Source organism: Luedemannella flava (assembly GCF_039528515.1).
Taxonomy (GTDB): domain Bacteria; phylum Actinomycetota; class Actinomycetes; order Mycobacteriales; family Micromonosporaceae; genus Luedemannella; species Luedemannella flava.
Window position 1 is genome coordinate 14,166 of the sequence record NZ_BAAALT010000247.1, and the last position, 20,880, is coordinate 35,045.

The window sequence follows — 20,880 nt, forward strand, 5'->3', positions numbered from 1 at the left end:
CCTGGGACGCCTGTCCGATCGGCGGAGGACACCCCGCCGGACGGCTACTCTGCCACCATGGATGATCTTTCTGTCCCGCCGCACATGTCGCCTGACGAGTTCCGCACGTACGGGCACCAGCTCGTCGACTGGGTCGCCGACTACTGGACGTCGCTGCCACAGCGGCGGGTGCGGCCCGCCGACCCGCCCGGCGCGGTGGCGGCGAAGCTGCCCGCCGGCCCGCCGGCCACCGGCGACGGGTTCGCCTCCCTCGTCGACGACCTGGACACGATCATCGCGCCCGGCCTCACGCACTGGCAGCATCCCCGGTTCTTCGCCTATTTCCCGGCGAACACCTCGGGCCCGAGCGTGCTGGGCGACCTGGTCGCCGCCGGCCTCGGCGTCCAGGGGATGCTGTGGGCGACGGGGCCGGCCTGCACCGAGGTGGAGACCGTCGTCCTCGACTGGCTGGCCGACCTGCTGGACCTGCCGGAGAAGTTCCGCTCGCGGTCCACGGGCGGCGGCGTCATCCAGGACTCGGCGTCGTCGGCGACGCTGGTCGCGACGCTCGCGGCGCTGCACCGGGCCAGCGGCGGCGACTGGCGCGCGGAGGGCACGCGCCGCCGCTACACCGTCTACACCTCCACCGAGGGCCACTCGTCCATCGAGAAGGCCGCGCGGATGGCCGGCATCGGCGACGCGGGCCTGCGACTGATCGAGGTGGATGAGGAGACCCTCGCCATGCGGCCCGACCGGCTGCGCGAGCGGATCGCCGCCGACGTCGCCGCCGGCGCCGTGCCGGCGCTCGTCGTCGCGACGGTCGGGACCACCTCCACCACCGCGGTCGACCCACTGCCCGCGATCGCGGAGATAACCCGGGAGTACGGGATATGGCTGCACGTCGACGCGGCGTACGCCGGGTCGGCGGCGGTGTGCCCCGAGCTGCGCGCCGGCCAGGTCGGCCTGGAGCACGCCGACTCGTACTGCTTCGATCCGCACAAGTGGCTGCTCACCGGGTTCGACTGCGACGCGTTCTGGGTCGCCGACCGGGCCGGGCTCATCCAGGCGCTGTCCGTGCTGCCGGAGTACCTGCGCAACGCGGCGACCGACAGCGACGCGGTCATCGACTACCGGGACTGGCAGGTGCCGCTGGGCCGGCGGTTCCGGGCGCTGAAGCTGTGGTTCGTGCTGCGCTGGTACGGCGCCGAAGGGCTGCGGGCGCACATCCGCTCGCACGTGGCGCTGGCGCGGGACTTCGCGGCGCTGGTGCGCGCCGACCAACGGTTCGAGATCGTCGCTCCGTACCCGTACGCCCTGGTGGTTTTCCGGCTGCGCGGCGCCGCACCCGACGACGCGGACCGGGCCAACGCGGCGCTGCTCGAGCGGCTCAACGCGGACGGCGGGGTGTACCTGAGCCACACGCGGGTGCGGGGGCGGTACGCGCTGCGACTCGCGGTCGGCTCGCCCCGGACGACGGCGGCGGACGTCGCCGCGGCGTGGGACGCGATCCGGTCGGCGGCCGACGCCGTGGCTGGCGGATCTTCCGTGTGATGCCGCCGAAACGTCGGCGCGCCATCCACCGATAGGACGTATCACCGCAGGCCAGCGCCTTCGTTTGCGCTGGTCACGGCTCCGGCTGTCGATGTCCGGCGAATCATGGGATGGCGGTCCCGATTGACGGGACGGTTCCCGACCACTTACGGTTGACCCACTAACCCGATCAACCCGATCGGAAATACCGGGAGCGGACGATGAACCTTCGGGCCAAGTGCTGTACGTCGCGGGTCGACGGTCAGCTCCGCTAACCGCGATACGGGCCATCCCCCTCGACCCGCGCACCGCCGTGACACAGCCGTCCGTGGCCGTAGTCCAGAACTGGACCGGCGTAAGACCACCGAACTGATTGCCAACGGCGTCGTCGTGACCCCCGCGCGCGCCTGAAGAAGGACAGGTCCCTCACATGAAGACCCGGATCAGAGCCATAGCCCTCACCCTCGCCGCCGGTCTGGCGCTGACCGCCTGCGGCGGCAACGACACGCCGTCGGGCAGCTCGGACGTCACCCTCAACATCGTCGGCTTCGCGGTCCCCGAGGCGGCGAACAAGGCGATCGCCGCGGAGTGGAACAAGACGGACGCCGGCAAGGGCGTGAAGTTCAAGACCTCGTACGGCGCCTCGGGCGACCAGAGCCGCGCGGTGGTCAACGGCCTCAAGGCCGACTACGTGCACTTCTCGGTGAGCAGTGACGTCACCCGCCTGGTCGACGCCGGCCTGGTCGACGCGGGCTGGAACGCCGGCCCGACCAAGGGCATCGTCTCCTCCTCGGTCGTGGTGTTCGCCGTCCGCAAGGGCAACCCCAAGGGCATCAGGTCCTGGGACGACCTGATCAAGCCGGGCATCGGCATTGTCACCCCGAACCCCGCCTCGTCGGGCGCCGCGCGCTGGAACGCGCTCGCCGCGTGGGGTCACATCAGCGCCAACGGCGGCACCGAGGCCCAGGCCTCGGATTACCTGACGAAGCTGTTCGCGAACGTGGTGTCGCTGCCGGGCAGCGGCCGCGAGGCCACCACCAGCTTCCTCGGCGGCACCGGCGACGTACTGCTGGCGTACGAGAACGAGGCCATCCTGGCGGTGCAGAACGGCCAGGAGCTGGAGTGGGTCTACCCGGACACGACGATCCTGATCGAGAACCCGGGCGCCATCCTCAAGGACGCCAACCCGAAGGCCAAGGAGTGGATCGACTTTGTCCTCAGCAGGGACGGGCAGCGTCAGTTCGCGCTGAAGGGCTTCCGTCCTATCATCGACGGCGTCGACACGACGGGCATCAAGGGCGTGCCGGACGCCGCGAACCCGTTCCCCAAGCCCGCCAAGCTGCTCACGGTCGCCACCGACTTCGAGAGCTGGTCCGCCCTGTCGAAGAAGTACTTCGACGAGAAGGACGGCCTCATCGTCAAGATCATTGCCGCCTCCGGGAAGGCTAAGTAGGGTCGTGTCCACGACGACGGTCGCCACGGACCGGCCGGCGGGCAACCGCCGGTCGGTCCGGGCGGGTCTCCCCCTTACCCGGGCCTCGGGCCTGGGACTTGGCATCGCCATGCTGTGGTTCAGCCTGCTGGTGCTCATTCCGCTCGCCGCGGTGGTCGTCACCTCGGCGGGCGGGGGCTGGTCCAACTTCTGGCAAACGGTCACCAACGAGCAGACGGCCGCGGCAATCAGGCTGACGGTCGGCTTCGCGTTTCTGGTGACGCTCGTCAACGTGGTCATGGGCACGCTGATCGCGTGGGTGCTCGTGCGCGACAACTTCTTCGGCAAGCGCGCCCTCGAGGTGCTCATCGACATCCCGTTCGCGCTGCCGACCATCATCGCGGGCCTCGTGCTGCTCTCGCTGTACGGGCCGGAGAGTCCGTTCGGCGTGAACGTCGCGAACACCCGCGCCTCCGTGTTCCTCGCCTTCCTCTTCGTCACGCTGCCCTTCGTCGTGCGGACCGTGCAGCCGGTGCTCGCCGAACTGGACCGCGACGCCGAGGAGGCCGCGGCCTCGCTCGGCGCCAGCCGGCTCACCATCTTCCGGCGGATCATCCTGCCGAGCCTCACCCCCGCGATCGCGGCGGGCGCGGCACTCTCGTTCGCCCGCGCCGTCGGCGAGTACGGCTCGCTCGTGCTGCTGTCGGGCAACCTGCCCATGCGTACAGAGGTCACCTCGGTGCGCATCCTGTCCAGCATCGAGAACGACAACCTCGACAGCGCGGCCGCCGTGGCGACCGTGCTGCTGGCGATCTCGCTGGTCGTCATCGTGACCCTCGACGTCCTGCAGCGGAGGATGGTGCGCCGTGGCTGAGCCCCGCACGCCCGCCCGGGCCCGTCCCACGCGCTATGTCCTGCGGCTGGTCGTCGTGGCGTACCTGGTGCTGCTCGTCGCCTGGCCGGTGACGCTGGTGGCGCGCAACGCGTTCGCCGACGGGATGGACAGCCTGACCGGCATCTTCGACGACCCGGACCTGACCCACGCGCTGAGCCTGAGCGTGCAGGTCGCGCTCATCTCCGTGGTCATCAACACCGTGTTCGGCGTCGGCATCTCGCTGCTGCTGGTGCGCTACCGGTTCCCCGGCAAGCGGCTGCTCAGCGCCCTGTTGGACATGCCGCTCTCGGTGTCCCCCATCGTGGTCGGCTTCTCCCTCGTGCTGGTCTACGGCGGGCGCACCGGCTGGTTCGGGCCGGCCCTCGAGGACGCCGGCTTCCAGATCATCTTCGCCACCCCGGGCATCGTCATGGCGACGACCTTCGTCGCGCTGCCGCTGGTCATCCGGGAGGTCGTGCCGGTGCTGGAGGAGATCGGCGACGAGCAGGAACAGGCCGCGCGCAGCCTCGGGGCCAACGCGGCGCAGACGTTCTGGCGCATCACCCTGCCGGCGATCAAGTGGGGCGTCGTCTACGGGGTCGTGCTGAGCCTCGCCCGGTCGTTGGGCGAGTTCGGGGCCGTCAAGGTCGTCTCCGGCAACGTGCTCGGCGAGACCCGCACCGCCACCCTCGCGGTCGAGGAGCTGTACCAGAACTTCAACACCGACAGCGCGTACGCCATCGCGTTCCTGCTCACCCTGGTGGCGGTGGCCGCCGTCATCATCGTGTCCGTCATCCGCCCGAAGGAAGACCGTTGAGCATCGAGATCGAGAACGTCACGAAGCGGTTCGGCACGTTCGTCGCGCTCGACGACGTGTCGCTGTCCATCCCCGCCGGTCGGCTCACGGCGCTGCTCGGCCCCTCCGGCGGCGGCAAGTCGACCCTGCTGCGCATCATCGCCGGCCTGGAGAGCGCCGACAGCGGGCGGGTGGAGATCGAGGGCGTGGACGCCACCCACCTGACGCCGCAGAAGCGCAACGTCGGTTTCGTCTTCCAGCACTACGCCGCGTTCAAGCACCTGTCGGTGGCGCGCAACGTGGCTTTCGGCCTGGAGATCCGCAAGCGGCCCAAGGAGGAGATCCGCGCCCGCGTGCAGGAGCTGCTGGCCCTGGTGCACCTGGAGCAGTTCGCCGACCGGCTGCCCGCCCAGCTCTCCGGCGGCCAGCGCCAACGCATGGCGCTCGCCCGGGCGCTGGCCGTCGAGCCGACGGTGCTGCTGCTCGACGAGCCGTTCGGCGCGCTGGACGCCAAGGTGCGCAAGGAGCTGCGCGACTGGCTGCGCCGGCTGCACGACGAGGTGCACGTGACGACCATCTTCGTCACCCACGACCAGGAGGAGGCCCTGGAGGTCGCCGACGAGATCGTGGTCATCAACGACGGCCGCATCGAGCAGATCGGCAGCCCCGACGAGCTCTACGACCAGCCGGCCAACGACTTCGTCATGCGCTTCCTCGGCCCGGTCACCCAGGTCGGCGACCGGCTCGTCCGCCCGCACGACCTGGAGCTGGACACCGGCGACCCGGACCCCGACGCGGTGAGCGGCCAGATCAGCCGGGTCACCCGGGTCGGCTTCGAGATCCGGGTCGAGGTGACCGCCGGCGAGCAGGTGATCCTGGTGTCGCTCACCCGCGCCCAGTTCGTCCCGTTGGGCGTCGGGGTGGGCGACACGGTGCACGTCCGGGTGCCGGAGGGGATCAACACGACGGTCGTCGTGCCCAAGCCCCGGGTCGGCGCCGCGGCGTAGGAGTCAGACCCAGGCGGTCGGGTCGGAGATGAGGTCGCGGACGCGCTCGGGGAGCTCGTCCGCGACCACGTCGGCGATCGTCACCAGCTCCAGGATCTCCCGCTCGCTGGCGCGCAGGGCGATCCAGACGTCCTGCAGCGCCCGGGCGGAGCCGCCGTACCCCAGCTCCTCGGGGCGCTGGCCGCGCACGTGCGCGAGCGGGCCGTCGATGATCCGGATGATGTCGGCCAGGGCGATCTCGCCCGCCTGCCGGGCCAGCCAGTAGCCGCCCTCCGGGCCGCGCTGGGCGTTGACCACGCCGCCCCGGCGCAACTGGAGCAGGATGCTCTCCAGGAATTTCGGCGGGATGCTCTGCGCCGTGGCGAGCCGCTCCGAGGTCACCGGCCCCGCGCCCTCCCCCGCGGCGGCGAGCTCACAGACGGCACGGAGGGCGTAATCGACCCGGGCTGACAGGCGCATACGGAGGATTATCGTCGGACCGCGCCGCCGCACATCATCGGCCTACCCGTTCATGCCCGTGGTCGCCACGCCCTCGACGAGCAGCCGCTGGAACACCACGAAGAACAGCGCGATCGGGATCAGGGTGAGCACCGACATGGCCATCATCGCCCCGTACGAGGTCTGGCTGGTCTGGTCGATGAACAGCCGCAGGCCCAGCGGCAGCGTGTAGTTGTCCGGGGTGTTCAGGTAGATCAGCTGGCTGAGGAAGTCGTTCCACGACCAGATGAACGTGAAGATCGCCGTGGTGGCCAGGGCCGGCCGGGTCAGCGGCAGCACCACGTGCCCGAAGACCCGCACCGCCCCGCACCCGTCCAGCCGGGCCGCGTCCGCCAGGTCGCGCGGCAGGCCCCGCATGAACTGGACGATGAGGAACACGAAGAACGCGTCCGTGGCGAGCAGCTTGGGCAGGATGAGCGGCCAGAACGTGTCCACCAGGTCGAGCCACTGGAAGATCGTGTACTGCGGGATGAGCACCACGTGCACCGGCAGCATGATGGTCGCGATCATGAACGCGAACAGCGGCCCGCGCAGCCGGAAGCGCAGCCACGCGAACGCGTACGCGGCCAGCGAGCAGGAGATCACCGTGCCGATCACGGCGCCCGTGGAGACGATGAGCGAGTTGCCCAGGAACCGCCACACGCTCACCCCGGCCATGCCGCGCAGCACCTCGGCGTAGTTGCCGAGGATCCACCTCCGGGGCAGCAGCGCCAGGCTGGACAGGATCTCGTGGGCCGGCTTCACCGAGGCGAAGACCAGCCACACCACGGGGTACAGCAGCACCGCCAGGGCGGCCAGGCAGACCAGATGCCAGGCCACGCGGCGCGCGGTCGCCGTCATCGTCCGTCCTCCCCGGCGTAGAACACCCAGCGCCGCGAGCTGCGGAACAGCAGCGCGGTCACCGCGGCGATCACGAGGACCAGCAGCCACGCCATCGCGGAGGCGTAGCCCATCCGGAACTCGTTGAAGCCCTTCTCGTACAGGTACAGCGTGTAGAACAGGGTCGAGTCGCCCGGCCCGCCGCGCCCGCCGCTGATGACGAACGCGCCGGTGAACGCCTGGAACGCGTGGATCGTTTCAAGCACCAGGTTGAAGAACACCACCGGCGTCAGCATCGGCAGCGTCACCGAGCGGAACGTGCGCCACGACCCGGCCCCGTCCACCGACGACGCGTCGTAGAGCTCCCGGGGGATCTGCTTCAGCCCGGCCAGGAAGATCACCATGGGGGCGCCGAACTGCCACACCGCCAGGGCCACGATCACCAGCAGGGAGTACTCCGGCGAGGACACCCAGCCGCCGGTGTGCACCCCGACCGTCGACAGGCCCCGGTCGACCACGCCGCCGGTGTCGAAGATGACCCGCCAGACCAGGGCCACCGCGACGCTCGCGCCGAGCAGCGACGGCGCGTAGAACGCCGACCGGTACACGCCCTGCAGCCGGCTGGCCCGGTTGAGCAGCACCGCGACCGCGAGCGCCGCGGCGAGCTTGAGCGGCGTCGAGATCAGCACGTACTTCGCGGTGACCCAGATCGCGGTGAGGAAGCGCGGGTCGTCGGTGAACAGCTGCCGGTAGTTGTCCAGGCCGACCCACCCGGGCGCGGTGAACAGGTCGTAGTCGGTGAACGACAGGTACAGCGAGGCCAGCATCGGCCCCACGGTGAGCAGCAGCGCCCCGGCCACCCACGGCGAGAGGAACAGGTACGCGATGGCGGGCCGCTCGCCGTAGCGGTCGCGGCCGCGCCGGGGGGGGGGGGGGGGGGGGGGGGGGGGGGGGGGGGGGCCCCCCCCCCCCCCCCCCCCGACCCCTGCGCCCCCTGTGCCAAGGTCGGTTGCACCATCTACGGAGTGATCGCCTTCTGCGCCTCGGCGAGGAACTTCTCGGCGGCCGCCTCGATCGTGGTGCGTTCGAAGATGACGTCGTCGTACACCCGCTGGAAGGTGCTCTTCACGGTGCCGGCGCCCTTCGGCGGCGGCGGCGGGGCCTGGTCGAGCTTCGGGCCGACCGCCTGCTCGTACTGGAAGGCGACCAGCGGCGGGCCGGTGAGCTTGCCACCGACGCCGTCGCGGACGGTGCCGTTGGCCGGCAGGCCGCGCGACATGCCGAGGATGGCGCCCGCCTCCGGGTCGTTGACCAGGAAGTTGATCAGCTTCGCGGCCTCGGGCTTGTGCTCCGAGCGCTGGGCGACGCTGAACATCATCGCCGGCTTCGCGTACTGCCCGAGCCTGCCCGTGTCGGACGGGAACGGCGCGAGCCTGAACTCCCGGCCCAGCGTCTCCCAGCTCGTCGGGGTGAAGCCGCTGTCGTAGCCGAAGCCCGAGGTCGCCTTCTTCTGCGTCACCGGGTCGTTGGCCTGCGAGCCGTCCACCTTGGCCGTCAGCTCGGCCGGGGTGGACGCGCCGCTGCGCCGCCAGCCGTCGGAGAGCTTCCACCACGCGACCACGTCGGCCGCCGTGTAGCCGAGCTTGCCCTCCGGGGTGTAAAGCGCCTTGCCCTGCTGGCGCAACCACACCTCGAACCAGTCCTCGATGCCGCCGAAGTCGCCGATGCCGTGGACCTTCCTGCCCGAGGCGTCGTAGATCTTCTGCGCCGCGGCCTGCAGGTCGGCCCACTTCCAGCCGTCCTTGGGCGCCGTGGCACCGGACTTGGCCCACTCGGCGAAGTCGTAGCTGAACACCTGCGTGTTCTGGGTGGGCGGGATGCCGAACAGCTTGCCGTTCACCGTGCCGCCGGAGAGCACCTGCGGGGTGACGCCCGAGGTGTCCACCTTGGCGTCGCCGGCGTCGAGCCGCGCCAGGACGTTGCGGTCGGCGTACTCACGCACGTACCGGTAGTCCATCTGCAGCACGTCCGGCGCGCCGCCGCCGGCGATCTGCGTGGCCAACTTCTGGAAGTACGCGTTGAACTCCGCGTACGACGTCTCGACCTTGATGGTCGGGTTCTTCTGCTCGAACAGGTCCACGGCCTTCTCGGTCACCGCGGCGCGGTCCGGGTTGCCCCACCAGTCGAACCTGATCGTGGTCCTGCTGTCCGCCGCGTCGTCCCCGCCGCACGCCGCCGCGCCGCCGAGGATGAGCGTGGCCGCCGCCGTGGCGGCCAGGAATCTGTTCCATGCGTGCGCGGAGCGCATGCGTGTCCTCCCCTTATACGGCCTCCCCTGTGGACGTGTGGGCCACGTGAGGCAAGCGCTATCCGGTGACGAACGTCGAGCCGCCATCTCCTCTTGAAACGATTCGAACGGCCTCCTGGCGAGCGAAGCTATGCCCCACGCAACGCGTCTGTCAAGGACGCGATGCGTGTCGACACATCCGCATACGACTATGCCGAGGTCAGCTTCACCTGCTTCTTCTCGCGAACGTTTTGAACGGCGTCGCGTCCACCGAGCGAAGCAGAGCATGACGCGCATCGATCGCACGGTTGCCGGCGCGACCGTGCGACCCGCCGCGCTCGTGTCGCGAGTGGACCGGCGCACCCGGTCGAAACTCTCGGCGCCCCCGCGATCGCTCAGCGACCGCCGGCGGCGTCGACGAGGACGGCCAGGCCGTGGACCAGCACGTCGATGCCCGCCGTCGGACGCCCGCCCGGCTCCACCAGGTACGTGTCGCGCCGGATCTCCACCATGATCGCGGCCACCCGGTCGTCCCTGCCGTAGTGGCGCAGCGGCACGTAGCAGCCGGCGAACGGCGTGTTCCAGCCGACACCGAGGTCGCCGAACGCCCGGCGGCCCGCGTCCGCGAGCCAGCCCGGCGTGTGCGCGTCGTCGGTGCCCAGACAGACCGGTGGCCGGGGACCGTCGTGCAGCTCGTACGGCAGGCGCGCGGACGGGTACGAGTGCACGTCGATGACGACCGCCCGCCCGCACGCGGCCAGCCGGCCGTCGACCAGTTCCGTCATCGCTTGCGCGTACGGCCGGAAGTGGGTGGCGAGCAGCTCCTCGGCGCGGTCGGGATCGTCGGCGCGCAACATCGCCCCGTGTGACGTTCGGGTGTAGACCGCGCCCATGCCGACCGCGGTCATCTCCTCCGCGTCGGGGTCGGGGAACCGTTCCGGGTCCACCACCAGCCGCGACGCCAGGTTGACGAACCGCCACGGCGTACCGCCGGCCCGCACCGCCGCCCGCTCGGCGATCACGTCGGTGTGCGCGTCGGTCATGAGGTCGAGCTCGGCGGCCAACGCCTCATCGTCGAGCACGATGCCGGCGCGCGCGGCCGGCGTGACATGCCGCGACGCGTGCGGCACGTGCAGGATCACGGGCGACGCGTCGTCCCCGGCGAGCACCTCGAACACCAGCCGCCCTGCCCCCGTCCGCTCCCAAGATCGCACATCCGCTGTCCCCCACCGCCCAGACAGTACGCTGGCACGTTCCGCGGTCGCCCACACACGACGTAGCCACCAAACCGGCAAGCTTCGAGACGCGGGCCGGCGGTCTCAGCCGCCGACGCGGCGGAGGAGGCCCTCCTGAACGGCGCTCGCCACGTGGCGGCCGTCGCGGGTGAACAGGCGGCCGGTGGCCAGGCCGCGGGCGTCGGACGCGGACGGGCTCCAGCAGTCGTAGAGCAGCCATTCGTCGGCCCGGAACGGGCGGTGGAACCACACCGCGTGGTCCAGGCTCGCGCCGATGACGCCGCCCGGCCCCCAGACCTCGCCGTGTGCCGACAGCACCGAGTCGAGCAGCGTGAGATCCGAGGCGAAGGTGAGCGCGCAGGCGTGCAGCAGCGGGTCGTCCGGCAGCGTGCCGTCGATGCGCATCCAGACCCGCTGGTGCGGCTCGGGACGCCGGTTGCCGGGGCGTACCCAGCCGGGCTCGCCGTCGTAGCGTACGTCGATGGGCATCTCGCGCAGCGCGAGCGCCCGGGCCCGCTCGGGGTACGGCGCGAGCCGCTCCAGGAGCGTGGGCAGCTCCTCCGGCGGCGGGACGACGCGGTCGTCGGGGGCGCCGGGCTCCTCGCTGTCGCTGGGCTTCGCGCCCGGCACCACCCGCGGGGCGGGCGCCTGGTGGTCCAGGCCCTCCTCCGGCACGTGGAACGAGGCGGACATGAAGAAGATCGTCTTGCCGTGCTGGGTGGCGACCGAGCGCCGCACGGAGAAGGACCGCCCGTCACGGACCCGTTCGACGGCGTACGTGATGGGCTCGGCGGGGTCGCCGGGGCGGACGAAGTAGCCGTGCAGCGAGTGGACCGCGCGCGCCGGGTCGACCGTCCGGCCGGCGGCGACGAGCGCCTGGCTGGCCACCTGGCCGCCGAAGACGCGCTGGGGGCCGACGGGCGGGCTCACGCCGAGGAACGTGTCGGGACCGAGGTCCGACAGGTCGAGCAGCGCCACGAGCGCGTCGACCGCCGCCTGACCGGCAAGTGGCGACCGAGGTCACGAGGAGAGCGTACCGATCTGGTGCAGCCGCAGGGTGTTCGTCGAGCCGGGCGTGCCCGCGGGCGTGCCGGCGACGATCACCACGTAGTCGCCCGGCTCGGCCACGCCGAGCCCCATGAGCGACTGGTCCACCTGCCGGAACATGTCGTCCGTGTGCTGGACGAACGGCACCAGGTACGCGTCGACGCCCCAGCTGAGCGCGAGCTGGCGGCGCACCGCCGGCTCGGGGGTCAGCGCGATGAGGGGCAGCTCGCAGTGCAACCGCGCGAGGCGGCGCACCGTGTCGCCCGTCTGGGAGAACGCGACGAGGGCCTTCGCGCCGGTGGCCCGGGCGATGTTCGAGGCCGCCGCGGTGATCGCGCCGCCGCGGGTGCGCGGGTCGTGCTGCAGGCGCGGCACCGGGATCGGGCCGGACTCGGTGGTGGTGATGATGCGGGCCATGGTCCGCACGGTCTGCACCGGGTGGGCACCCACGCTGGTCTCGCCGGAGAGCATCACCGCGTCGGCGCCGTCGAGCACCGCGTTGGCGACGTCGGAGGCCTCGGCGCGGGTGGGGCGCGAGTTCTCGATCATGGAGTCGAGCATCTGGGTCGCGACGATGACCGGCTTCGCCTGCTCGCGGCCGAGCTGCACCGCGCGCTTCTGCACCAGCGGCACCTGCTCCAGCGGGAGCTCGACGCCGAGGTCACCGCGCGCCACCATGATCGCGTCGAACGCGTCCACGATGGACTCGAGCTTGGCCACGGCCTCCGGCTTCTCGATCTTGGCGATGACCGGCAGACGGACGCCGACCTCATCCATGATCTCGTGCACGAGCTTGATGTCGTCGGGCGACCGCACGAACGACAGGGCGATCATGTCGACGCCGAGCTGCAGCGCGAAGCGCAGGTCCGAGGCGTCCTTCTCCGACAGGGCCGGCACGCTCACCGCGACGTTGGGCAGCGAGACGCCCTTGCTGTCCGACACCGGACCGCCCTCGACGACGGCGCAGCTGATGTCGGGACCGGTGACGCCGAGCACCTCGACGGCGACCTTGCCGTCGTCGATGAGCAGGCGGTCACCGACGCGGACCTCGCTGGGGAGCCTGCGGTAGGTGCAGGAGACGCGGTCATGGGTGCCGAGGATCTCGTCACTCGTGATCACGACGGTCTCGCCGGTGCGCCACTCGGTGTGGCCCTCGGCGAACTTGCCCAGTCGGATCTTGGGACCCTGCAGGTCGGCGAGGATGCCGATGGGCCGGTCGGCCTCGGCCGCGGCGGCGCGGACGAGGTTGAAACGGTTCTCGTGGTCGGCCTGCGCACCGTGGCTCATGTTGAGCCGGGCGATGTCCATGCCGGCGGCGATGAGTTCGCGGATCCGCTCCGGGGAGTCCACGGCGGGCCCAAGGGTACAGACAATCTTCGCGCGACGGGTCACGGTCATCAGGCTATGCCTCTCCCAGGTCGACCGATCGGCCGACCCCATATCGTCAAGTGAACGTTCCGCAAATAACAATTAACGGACATTTCTTCCGGGCGGAACCACCGACAAGACTACGCCGCGGCGGGCAGCACTGCCCGCGCCGGTCCACGCCCCGACCGCATAGTGGTAACCGGGTGTGAGCATCGTCGCTGACGTCGCACCCGGTGTCCCGAGACCATCCTCAGCGGGCCACGAGCGGGCGGTCCGCCGGTTCCACCGGTGCCGGCAGGATCCCGGCACCCCCCAGGTACGCGTGGACCGCGGCGGCCGCGGCCCGTCCCTCGGCGATCGCCCACACCACCAGCGACGCGCCACGGTGCATGTCACCCGCCACGAAGACCCCGGGAGCGTCCGTCTGCCAGTCCGGGCCACACGCGATCGCGCCCGACGGCGTACGCAGCAGGCCCAGCTGGTCGAGCAGCGGACCGTCCTCGGTACCGGCGAAGCCGATCGCGAGCAGCACCAGGTCGGCGGGCAGCTCCCGCTCCGTGCCGGGCACCGGGCTGACGACCCGCTGGCCGTTCTTCTTGGCGACGGTGACCTCGGCGATGCGCACCGCCCGCACATTGCCCTCGTCGTCGCCGACGAACTCCTGCACCGCGACCGCGAAGGCGCGGTCGCCACCCTCCTCGTGGGCCGGGTAGTTGCGCAGGATCGTGGGCCAGGTGGGCCACGGGTCGCGCGACTCGTCGCGCTCCGCGGGCGGCAGCGGGTAGATGTCGAACTGCGTCACGCTCGCCGCGCCCTGCCGGTGCGCCACGCCGAGGCAGTCGGCCGCGGTGTCACCGCCGCCGATGATGATCACGTGCCGGCCGGCCGCGTCGATCTCCGCGGTCTCCTGCTTGCCGGCGACCACCCGGTTGGCGGGCACCAGGTGCTCCATCGCGAGGTGCACGCCCTTGAGCGTGCGACCGGGCGTCTCCGGGGTGTCGCGGCCCGCGAGCGCGCCCGCCGCGAGCACCACGGCGTCGTACTCCGCCCGCAGCTGGTCCGCGGTGACGTCGACGCCGACGTTGCAGCTGGTGACGAAGCGCACGCCCTCGGCGCGGAGCTGGTCCAGGCGCCGGTCGATGTGCTGCTTCTCCAGCTTGAAGTCGGGGATGCCGTAGCGCAGCAGGCCACCGGGCTCGTCGTCGCGCTCGTAGACGGTCACCTCGTGACCGGCCCGGGCGAGCTGCTGGGCGGCGGCGAGGCCGGCCGGGCCGGAGCCGACCACCGCGACGCGCCGGCCCGACGGCGTCGGCGTCGGGCTGGGCACCACGGTGCCCCGCTCGAACGCCCGGTTGATGATCTCGACCTCGACCTGCTTGATCGTCACCGGCTGGCCGCCGTTGATGGCGAGGACGCAGGCCGCCTCGCACGGTGCCGGGCACAACCGCCCGGTGAACTCCGGGAAGTTGTTCGTGGCGTGCAGCGCCTCGATCGCGAAGTCCCAGGTGTCGGTGCGGACGAGGTCGTTCCAGTCCGGGATCCGGTTGCCCAGCGGGCAGCCCTGGTGGCAGAACGGGACGCCGCAGTCCATGCAGCGGGTCGCCTGCTCGCGGATCAGCTCGTCGCTGGCCTGGGGATAGACCTCATGCCAGTCCAGCAGGCGCACCGGCACCGGCCGCCGGGCCGGCAGCCGCCGGTCGTAACGCAGGAAGCCGTTCGGGTCAGGCACTCGCCACCTCCGTCCTGGCGACCTGTCGCGGCTTGGCCACCTCGGCCGCCGCGGCCGGACCGGCCGCCAGCTCCGCCATGATCGACTCATCGATGTCGCGACCGGCGGCCTCGGCGGCGCGGATGACCTTGATTGCGCGCTTGTAGTCGCGCGGCACGACGGCGGTGAACTCGCCCAGCGCCGCCTCCCACCGCTCCAGCAGCCGGCCGGCGATCGCCGAACCCGTCTCGTCGTGGTGGCGCTCCACGAGCTGGCGCAGCAGCGGCTCCTCCTCGTCGCTGACCGGGCTAAGGTCGACCAGCTCCGGGTTGACCCGCGACGGGTCGAGCTGCCAGACGAACGCCGTACCGCCCGACATGCCGGCCGCGAAGTTGCGCCCGGTGCGGCCCAGCACCACCACGGTGCCACCCGTCATGTACTCGCAGCCGTGGTCGCCCACCCCCTCGACGACCGCGACCGCGCCGGAGTTGCGCACCGCGAAGCGCTCGCCCACCTGGCCGGAGAGGTAGAGCTCGCCGGAGGTCGCGCCGTACAGGATCGTGTTGCCCGCGATGATCTGCTCTTCCGCGGCGAACGGCGCCGAGGAGTCCGGACGCACGACCACCCGGCCCCCGGACAGGCCCTTGGCCACGTAGTCGTTGGCGTCGCCGGTCAGGCGCAGCGTCAGGCCCTTGGGCGCGAACGCGCCGAACGATTGCCCGGCCGTGCCCCGCAGCTCGACGTGGACCATGTCGTCGTCGAGCTTCGTGCCCGAGCGCCGCACGATCTCGCCACCGAGCATCGCGCCGACGCTGCGGTTGTCGTTGCGCACCCCGGACGTCAGGGAGATCCGCTCGCCGACCTCCAGCAGGTCCAGCCCGACGCCGGCCTGCTCGATGAGCCGCCGGTCCAGGGCGTGCTGCAGGCCGTGATCCTGGGCGGTCGCCCGGATGCGGGACGCGCCCTCGGCCAGGTCCGGCACGTGCAGCAGCGGACGCAGGTCGAGGCCGTGCGCCTTCCAGTGGTTGGTGGCGGGGCGGGTGTCGATCAGTTCGGCGTGCCCGATCGCCTCGTTCAGCGTCCGGAAGCCCAGCGCGGCCAGGTAGCCGCGCACCTCCTCGGCGAGGAACGTGAAGAAGTTCTCCACGAACTCCGGCCGACCCGTGAAACGCTTGCGCAGCACCGGGTTCTGCGTGGCGATGCCGACCGGACACGTGTCGAGGTGACAGACGCGCATCATGATGCAGCCCGACACGATCAGCGGCGACGTGGCGAAGCCGAACTCCTCCGCGCCGAGCAGCGCCGCGATGATGACGTCGCGGCCGGTCTTGAGCTGGCCGTCGACCTGCACCGTCACCCGGTCGCGCAGGCGCTGGACGAGCAGCGTCTGCTGCGTCTCGGCCAGGCCCAGCTCCCACGGGGTGCCCGCGTGCTTGAGCGAGTTCAGCGGGGACGCGCCCGTGCCGCCGTCGTGGCCCGAGATGAGGATGACGTCGGCCTTGGTCTTGGCCACGCCGCTGGCGACCGTGCCCACGCCGATCTCCGAGACCAGCTTCACGTGGATGCGCGCGGCCGGGTTGACGTTCTTCAGGTCGTAGACCAGCTGCGCCAGGTCCTCGATCGAGTAGATGTCGTGGTGCGGCGGCGGCGAGATCAGGCCCACGCCCGGCGTGGCGTGCCGGGTCTTGGCGATCCACGGCCACACCTTGTTGCCGGGCAGCTGCCCGCCCTCGCCCGGCTTCGCGCCCTGCGCCATCTTGATCTGGATATCGTCGGCGTTGACCAGGTATTCCGTCGTGACGCCGAACCTGCCGCTGGCGACCTGCTTAACGGCCGAACGCCGCTGCGGGTCGTAGAGGCGCTCGACGTCCTCGCCACCCTCACCCGTGTTCGACTTGCCGCCGAGGCGGTTCATCGCGATGGCGAGGGTCTCGTGGGCCTCCGCCGAGATCGAGCCGTAGGACATGGCGCCCGTGGCGAACCGCTTGACGATCTCGCTCGCGGGCTCCACCTCGGACAGCGGCACCGGCTCGCGTACCCCGATTTTGAGTTCGAAGAGACCGCGCAGCGAGCCGGACTCGGCCGCGTTCTTGTCCACCGCGGCCGTGTACTGCTGGAAGACGTCGTACCGGCGGGCCCGGGTGGCGTGCTGGAGCAGGAAGACCGTCTCGGGGTTGAACAGGTGCAGCTCGCCCTCGCGACGCCACTGGTACTCCCCGCCGACCTCCAGGCGGCGGTGGGCGCGCTCGGCCTCGTTCGCCGGGTAGGCCGTGGCGTGCCGCGCGGCGACCTCGGCCGCGATCTCGGTCAGCCCGATGCCGCCGATCTTCGTGTCCGTACCCGTGAAGTAGCGCTCGACGAGCTTCTGCTCCAGGCCGACCGCCTCGAAGACCTGCGCGCCGCAGTACGACGAGACCGTCGAGATGCCCATCTTGGACATGATCTTCTGGACGCCCTTGCCGAGCGCCTTGACGTAGTTGCGCACCGCCTTCGCGGGCGCGACGCCGGTCAGCGCGCCGGTGGCGATGAGGTCCTCGACGCTCTCGAAGGCCAGGTACGGGTTGACCGCGGCCGCGCCGAAGCCGAGCAGCACCGCGACGTGGTGCACCTCGCGGCAGTCGCCCGACTCCACGACGAGCGCGACCTGGGTGCGCGTCTGCTCGCGGATCAGGTGCTGGTGCACGACGGCCGTGAGCAGCAGCGACGGGATCGGCGCCAGGTCGGCCGTCGAGTCGCGGTCGGACAGCACGAGGATGCGCACGCCGTCCTCGATCGCCTCCGACACGTGCCGGCAGATCTCGGTCAGCCGCGCCTTGAGACCGGCGGCGCCGTCGCGCACCCGGTAGAGGCCGGAGACGCGCACCGTGCGGAAGCCCGGCATGTCGCCGTCGTCGTCGATCGAATAGATCTTCGCGAGCTCGTCGTTGTCGATGACGGGGAACGGGAGCACGATCTGACGGCAGCTCGCCGGGCTCGGGTCGAGCAGGTTGCTCTCCGGCCCGATCGTCGACGCCACACTGGTGACCAGCTCCTCGCGGATGGCGTCCAGCGGCGGGTTGGTCACCTGGGCGAACAGCTGGGTGAAGTAGTCGTAGAGCAGCCGGGGCCGCTTGCTCAGCGGCGCGATCGGGGTGTCAGTGCCCATGGACCCGATCGGCTCGATGCCGGCGCGCGCCATCGGCCCGATGAGGATCTTCAGCTCCTCCTCGGTGTACCCGAACGTCTGCTGACGGCGCTGCACCGAGTCGTGCGTGTACACGATGTGCTCGCGGGCCGGCAGGTCGTCGAGGTGCATGAGGCCGGCCGACAGCCAGTCGTCGTACGGCTGGGAGGCGGCCAGCTCCTTCTTGATCTCGTCGTCCTCGATGATGCGGCCCGCCGCGGTGTCCACCAGGAACATGCGGCCCGGCTGCAGACGACCCTTCTGCGCCACGGTGGCGGGGTCGAGGTCGAGGACGCCCGCCTCGCTGGCGAGCACGACGAGGCCGTCGCTGGTGCGCCACCAGCGGCCCGGTCGCAGGCCGTTGCGGTCGAGCACCGCGCCGACCAGCGTGCCGTCGGAGAACACGACGCTGGCGGGGCCGTCCCACGGCTCCATGAGCGAGGCGTGGAACTGGTAGAACGCGCGGCGGTCCGCGTCCATCGCGGCGTCGTTCTCCCATGCCTCCGGGATCATCATGAGCACCGCGTGCGGCAGGGTGCGCCCGGCCAGGTGCAGCAGCTCCAGCACCTCGTCGAGGTTGGCCGAGTCGGACGCGTCGGGCGAGCAGATCGGGAACACCCGGCGCAGGTCGCCCGGGATCAGGTCGCTGCGCAGCAGCGCCTCCCGCGCGGCCATCCAGTTCTTGTTGCCCCGGATGGTGTTGATCTCACCGTTGTGCGCCATGAAGCGGTTGGGATGCGCCCGCGGCCACGACGGGAACGTGTTGGTCGAGAAGCGGGAGTGCACGAGCGCGATGGCGCTGTCCACCCGCTCGTCGAGCAGGTCGGGGAAGAACTGGGGCAGCTGGTCGGGGGTGAGCATGCCCTTGAAGACCATCGTGCGGCCCGACAGAGAGGGGAAGTGCACCTCGACGCCGCGCTCGCGGGTCTCGCGCTCCACCTGCTTGCGCACGCAGAACATGACGCGCTCGAGCTCGATGCCGTGCAGCGCCTCGCCGGCCGGGCCGGCCGGGCCGCCGGTGAGCCGGTGCGCGGCGAGGAAGACCTGCCGCACCCGGGGCATCGCGGCGAGCGCGGACTCGCCCAGGTCGCTCGCGTCGGTCGGCACGTCCCGCCAGCCGAGCAGCTCCGCGCCCTCGACCAGGGTGTACTTCTCGATAATCGTCGCGGCGCGGGCCGCGTCCGCCTCGTCGACGGGGAGGAACACCAGGCCCGTCGCGTAGTAGCCGGCCGGCGGGAGCTCGAAATCGACGACCGCGCGGACGAACGCGTCCGGAATCTGGATCATGATGCCGGCGCCGTCGCCGGTGTTCGGCTCGGCGCCCCGGGCGCCCCGGTGGTCGAGCCGCACGAGGGCACCCAGACCCTGCTGGACGACGTTGTGCGAACGCCGCCCGGCAACGTCGGCCACGAACGCCACGCCGCACGCATCCCGCTCATGGGCGGGGTCGTACAAGCCCTGGGCCGGCGGTGCGGTCATGGGTGCCTCCAGACGTCGTCATCAGAATTCGCGGTGGGACGACGTCGGCCCGTCTGTGCAGTGTACGCGACCGCCGTTCCGCCCCAGATCAACAAAGGTGTCGGCGTCTCATCAAGTGGGCGTTAAGGTAAACGGCCGTGACTGTCTCCACCGGAACCCTCGCCGCGATAGAGCAAGCCTACGACCAGTTCCCCCGCAACGGCGGAGCCCTCGTCGAGTCCGCCGGACCCTTTGAGATCTTCGGGATGGGACGTGCCGGTTGGCCCTATTATGCCCGGCCGCGCATTGGAACGACGTTGGTAAATGTCATGGACGTCGATGCGGTCCGCGCCCGGCAGCGCGAGTTGGGCGTACCCGAGGCCGTCGAGTGGGTGCACGAGACCACCCCCGCCCTGCTCGACGCGGTCCGCGCCAGCGGGCTGGAGGTGCTCCTCGCCCCGCTCATGGTGCGCGCGTCGACCACCGCGCCCCCGCCCTTGACCGACGCGCGCGTCCGCCTGATGGATCCGGATGATCCGGACTTCGCGCGCGATTTCGCCGTCCGCTCCGCCGTGGCGAACCTCGGCTTCGGCAACCTCGGCACCGCCGTCGGACCCATCGGCCCGGCCGAGCGCGACGCCGCCGTGACCCCGACCGCCGAGGGCCAGCTCGCCTTCGTCGCCGAGGCCGCCCGCGCCGGCTTCCTGCAGCACGTGGTGGCCGAGACCGACGAGGGCATCGTGGCCACCGGCGCCGTGCAGCTCGCCCCCACCGGCGCCGAGGTCGTCGGCGTGGCCACCCTGCCCAGCGCCCGCCGCCGCGGCCTCGGCGCGGCCGTCAGCGAGCTCCTCGCGCGCTACGCCCAGGATCAGGGCAGCCCGCTCGTGTTCCTCTCGGCGGAAAGCGAGACCGTGGCCCGCGTCTACGAGCGCAGCGGCTTCGTCCGCATCGGCACCGCCTGCATCGCCGAAACCCCTTCCTGAGTACGCCCCGGCGCGCGCCTCGCCCATCCCCACTGACCGAATCGCGCGCACCTGGCGGATCGGGCCACGCGGTGCCCCGCGGCCAGATGTGCGCAGCTGGGAGCACCCCAACCCGCAGCCTCGACCCACGCGCGCATCTGGCGGATCGCCCTCCCACCCCGTCGCCAAATGTGAGCATCTGGCGGCCCACCCACCGCTCCCTCCTGCCACATGCGCACATCTGGCGAGCGCCGCCGCGGTCCACCTCGCCAACTGCTCACATATGGCGGGCTACGCGGCGCGTCCGGTCACCACATGCGCACATCTGGCGAGCACCGCCGCAGTCCACCTCACCAACTGCTCACATATGGCGGGCTACGCGGCGCGTCCGGTCACCACATGCGCACATCTGGCGAGCACCGCCGCAGTCCACCTCACCAACTGCTCACATATGGCGAGCACCGCCGCCATCCACCTCACCAACTGCTCACATATGGCGGGCTACGCGGCGCGTCCGGTCACCACATGCGCACATCTGGCGACAGAAGCGATGCCACCCAACCAGAAGCGCACATCTGGCGGCTACCCGGCAACGGCGCCCTCACCACATCACCAAGTCGGGGCTCCGGCATGCAGCGCGCCGCGACCGCTCGCCAAGGGCGACCCACTGGCGGGCGCCACCACCTCGGGTCCCGCCAAGGCGACCCACAAGCGCGG

General features: G+C 71.2%; 15 protein-coding genes. 6 read left to right on the top strand and 9 right to left on the bottom strand.

Annotated elements, in window-relative coordinates; translation table 11 throughout:
- Positions 1-57 precede the first annotated feature (57 nt).
- From ABD211_RS28215 to ABD211_RS28235, 5 genes are all read left to right on the top strand, one after another.
- Positions 58-1,530, top strand: coding sequence for a pyridoxal-dependent decarboxylase (locus ABD211_RS28215; protein WP_344138401.1), 1,473 nt, complete (start codon positions 58-60; stop codon positions 1,528-1,530).
- Between the two features lie 409 nt (positions 1,531-1,939).
- Entirely contained in the window at positions 1,940-2,962 is a 1,023-nt protein-coding gene (locus ABD211_RS28220) for a sulfate ABC transporter substrate-binding protein (protein WP_344138403.1), read from the top strand.
- A 4-nt stretch (positions 2,963-2,966) separates the two neighbouring features.
- The gene (gene cysT, locus ABD211_RS28225; protein WP_344138405.1) at positions 2,967-3,815 is read left to right on the top strand and encodes a sulfate ABC transporter permease subunit CysT; all 849 of its coding nucleotides are present in this window, start codon (positions 2,967-2,969) and stop codon (positions 3,813-3,815) included.
- Entirely contained in the window at positions 3,808-4,632 is an 825-nt protein-coding gene (locus ABD211_RS28230; protein ID WP_344138407.1) for a sulfate ABC transporter permease, read from the top strand. Before cysT ends, ABD211_RS28230 begins: the two co-directional genes overlap by 8 nt.
- Positions 4,629-5,618: a sulfate/molybdate ABC transporter ATP-binding protein gene (locus tag ABD211_RS28235; protein ID WP_344138409.1), complete on the top strand. Its 990-nt coding sequence runs from the start codon at positions 4,629-4,631 to the stop codon at positions 5,616-5,618. Before ABD211_RS28230 ends, ABD211_RS28235 begins: the two co-directional genes overlap by 4 nt.
- Positions 5,619-5,621: 3 nt before the next feature.
- Here the strand turns inward: ABD211_RS28235 and ABD211_RS28240 are convergent, their stop codons facing one another.
- The 9 genes from ABD211_RS28240 to gltB all read right to left on the bottom strand — a co-directional run bounded on the left by ABD211_RS28240 (position 5,622) and on the right by gltB (position 19,222).
- The gene (locus tag ABD211_RS28240) at positions 5,622-6,077 is read right to left on the bottom strand and encodes an RrF2 family transcriptional regulator (RefSeq protein WP_344138411.1); all 456 of its coding nucleotides are present in this window, start codon (positions 6,075-6,077) and stop codon (positions 5,622-5,624) included.
- A 42-nt stretch (positions 6,078-6,119) separates the two neighbouring features.
- A complete protein-coding gene (locus ABD211_RS28245; RefSeq protein WP_344138413.1) occupies positions 6,120-6,956 on the bottom strand; it encodes a carbohydrate ABC transporter permease in 837 nt (278 codons plus the stop codon).
- A complete protein-coding gene (locus ABD211_RS28250) occupies positions 6,953-7,795 on the bottom strand; it encodes a carbohydrate ABC transporter permease (protein WP_344138415.1) in 843 nt (280 codons plus the stop codon). The genes ABD211_RS28245 and ABD211_RS28250 overlap by 4 nt, the downstream gene beginning before the upstream one ends.
- 158 nt (positions 7,796-7,953) lie before the next feature.
- Complete coding sequence (locus ABD211_RS28255; protein WP_344138417.1) at positions 7,954-9,243, bottom strand: ABC transporter substrate-binding protein; 1,290 nt, start codon at positions 9,241-9,243, stop codon at positions 7,954-7,956.
- A gap of 374 nt (positions 9,244-9,617) precedes the next feature.
- Complete coding sequence (locus ABD211_RS28260; RefSeq protein ID WP_344138418.1) at positions 9,618-10,400, bottom strand: N-formylglutamate amidohydrolase; 783 nt, start codon at positions 10,398-10,400, stop codon at positions 9,618-9,620.
- Between the two features lie 141 nt (positions 10,401-10,541).
- Positions 10,542-11,435 (bottom strand): acyl-CoA thioesterase, encoded by an 894-nt coding sequence (locus ABD211_RS28265; RefSeq protein WP_344138420.1) that lies wholly within the window; start codon positions 11,433-11,435, stop codon positions 10,542-10,544.
- 42 nt (positions 11,436-11,477) lie between these two features.
- Positions 11,478-12,902 carry a pyruvate kinase gene (gene pyk, locus ABD211_RS28270; RefSeq protein ID WP_344138421.1) on the bottom strand — a complete coding sequence of 475 codons (1,425 nt, stop codon included), beginning with the start codon at positions 12,900-12,902 and terminating at the stop codon, positions 11,478-11,480.
- Positions 12,903-13,122: 220 nt separating this feature from the next.
- Complete coding sequence (locus ABD211_RS28275) at positions 13,123-14,601, bottom strand: glutamate synthase subunit beta (protein WP_344138423.1); 1,479 nt, start codon at positions 14,599-14,601, stop codon at positions 13,123-13,125.
- A complete protein-coding gene (gene gltB, locus ABD211_RS28280) occupies positions 14,594-19,222 on the bottom strand; it encodes a glutamate synthase large subunit (protein WP_344138424.1) in 4,629 nt (1,542 codons plus the stop codon). The genes ABD211_RS28275 and gltB overlap by 8 nt, the downstream gene beginning before the upstream one ends.
- Before the next feature lie 308 nt (positions 19,223-19,530).
- Here gltB and ABD211_RS28285 point away from each other — a divergent pair, with 308 nt between their 5' ends.
- Positions 19,531-20,184: a GNAT family N-acetyltransferase gene (locus ABD211_RS28285; protein WP_344138427.1), complete on the top strand. Its 654-nt coding sequence runs from the start codon at positions 19,531-19,533 to the stop codon at positions 20,182-20,184.
- Positions 20,185-20,880 lie beyond the last annotated feature (696 nt).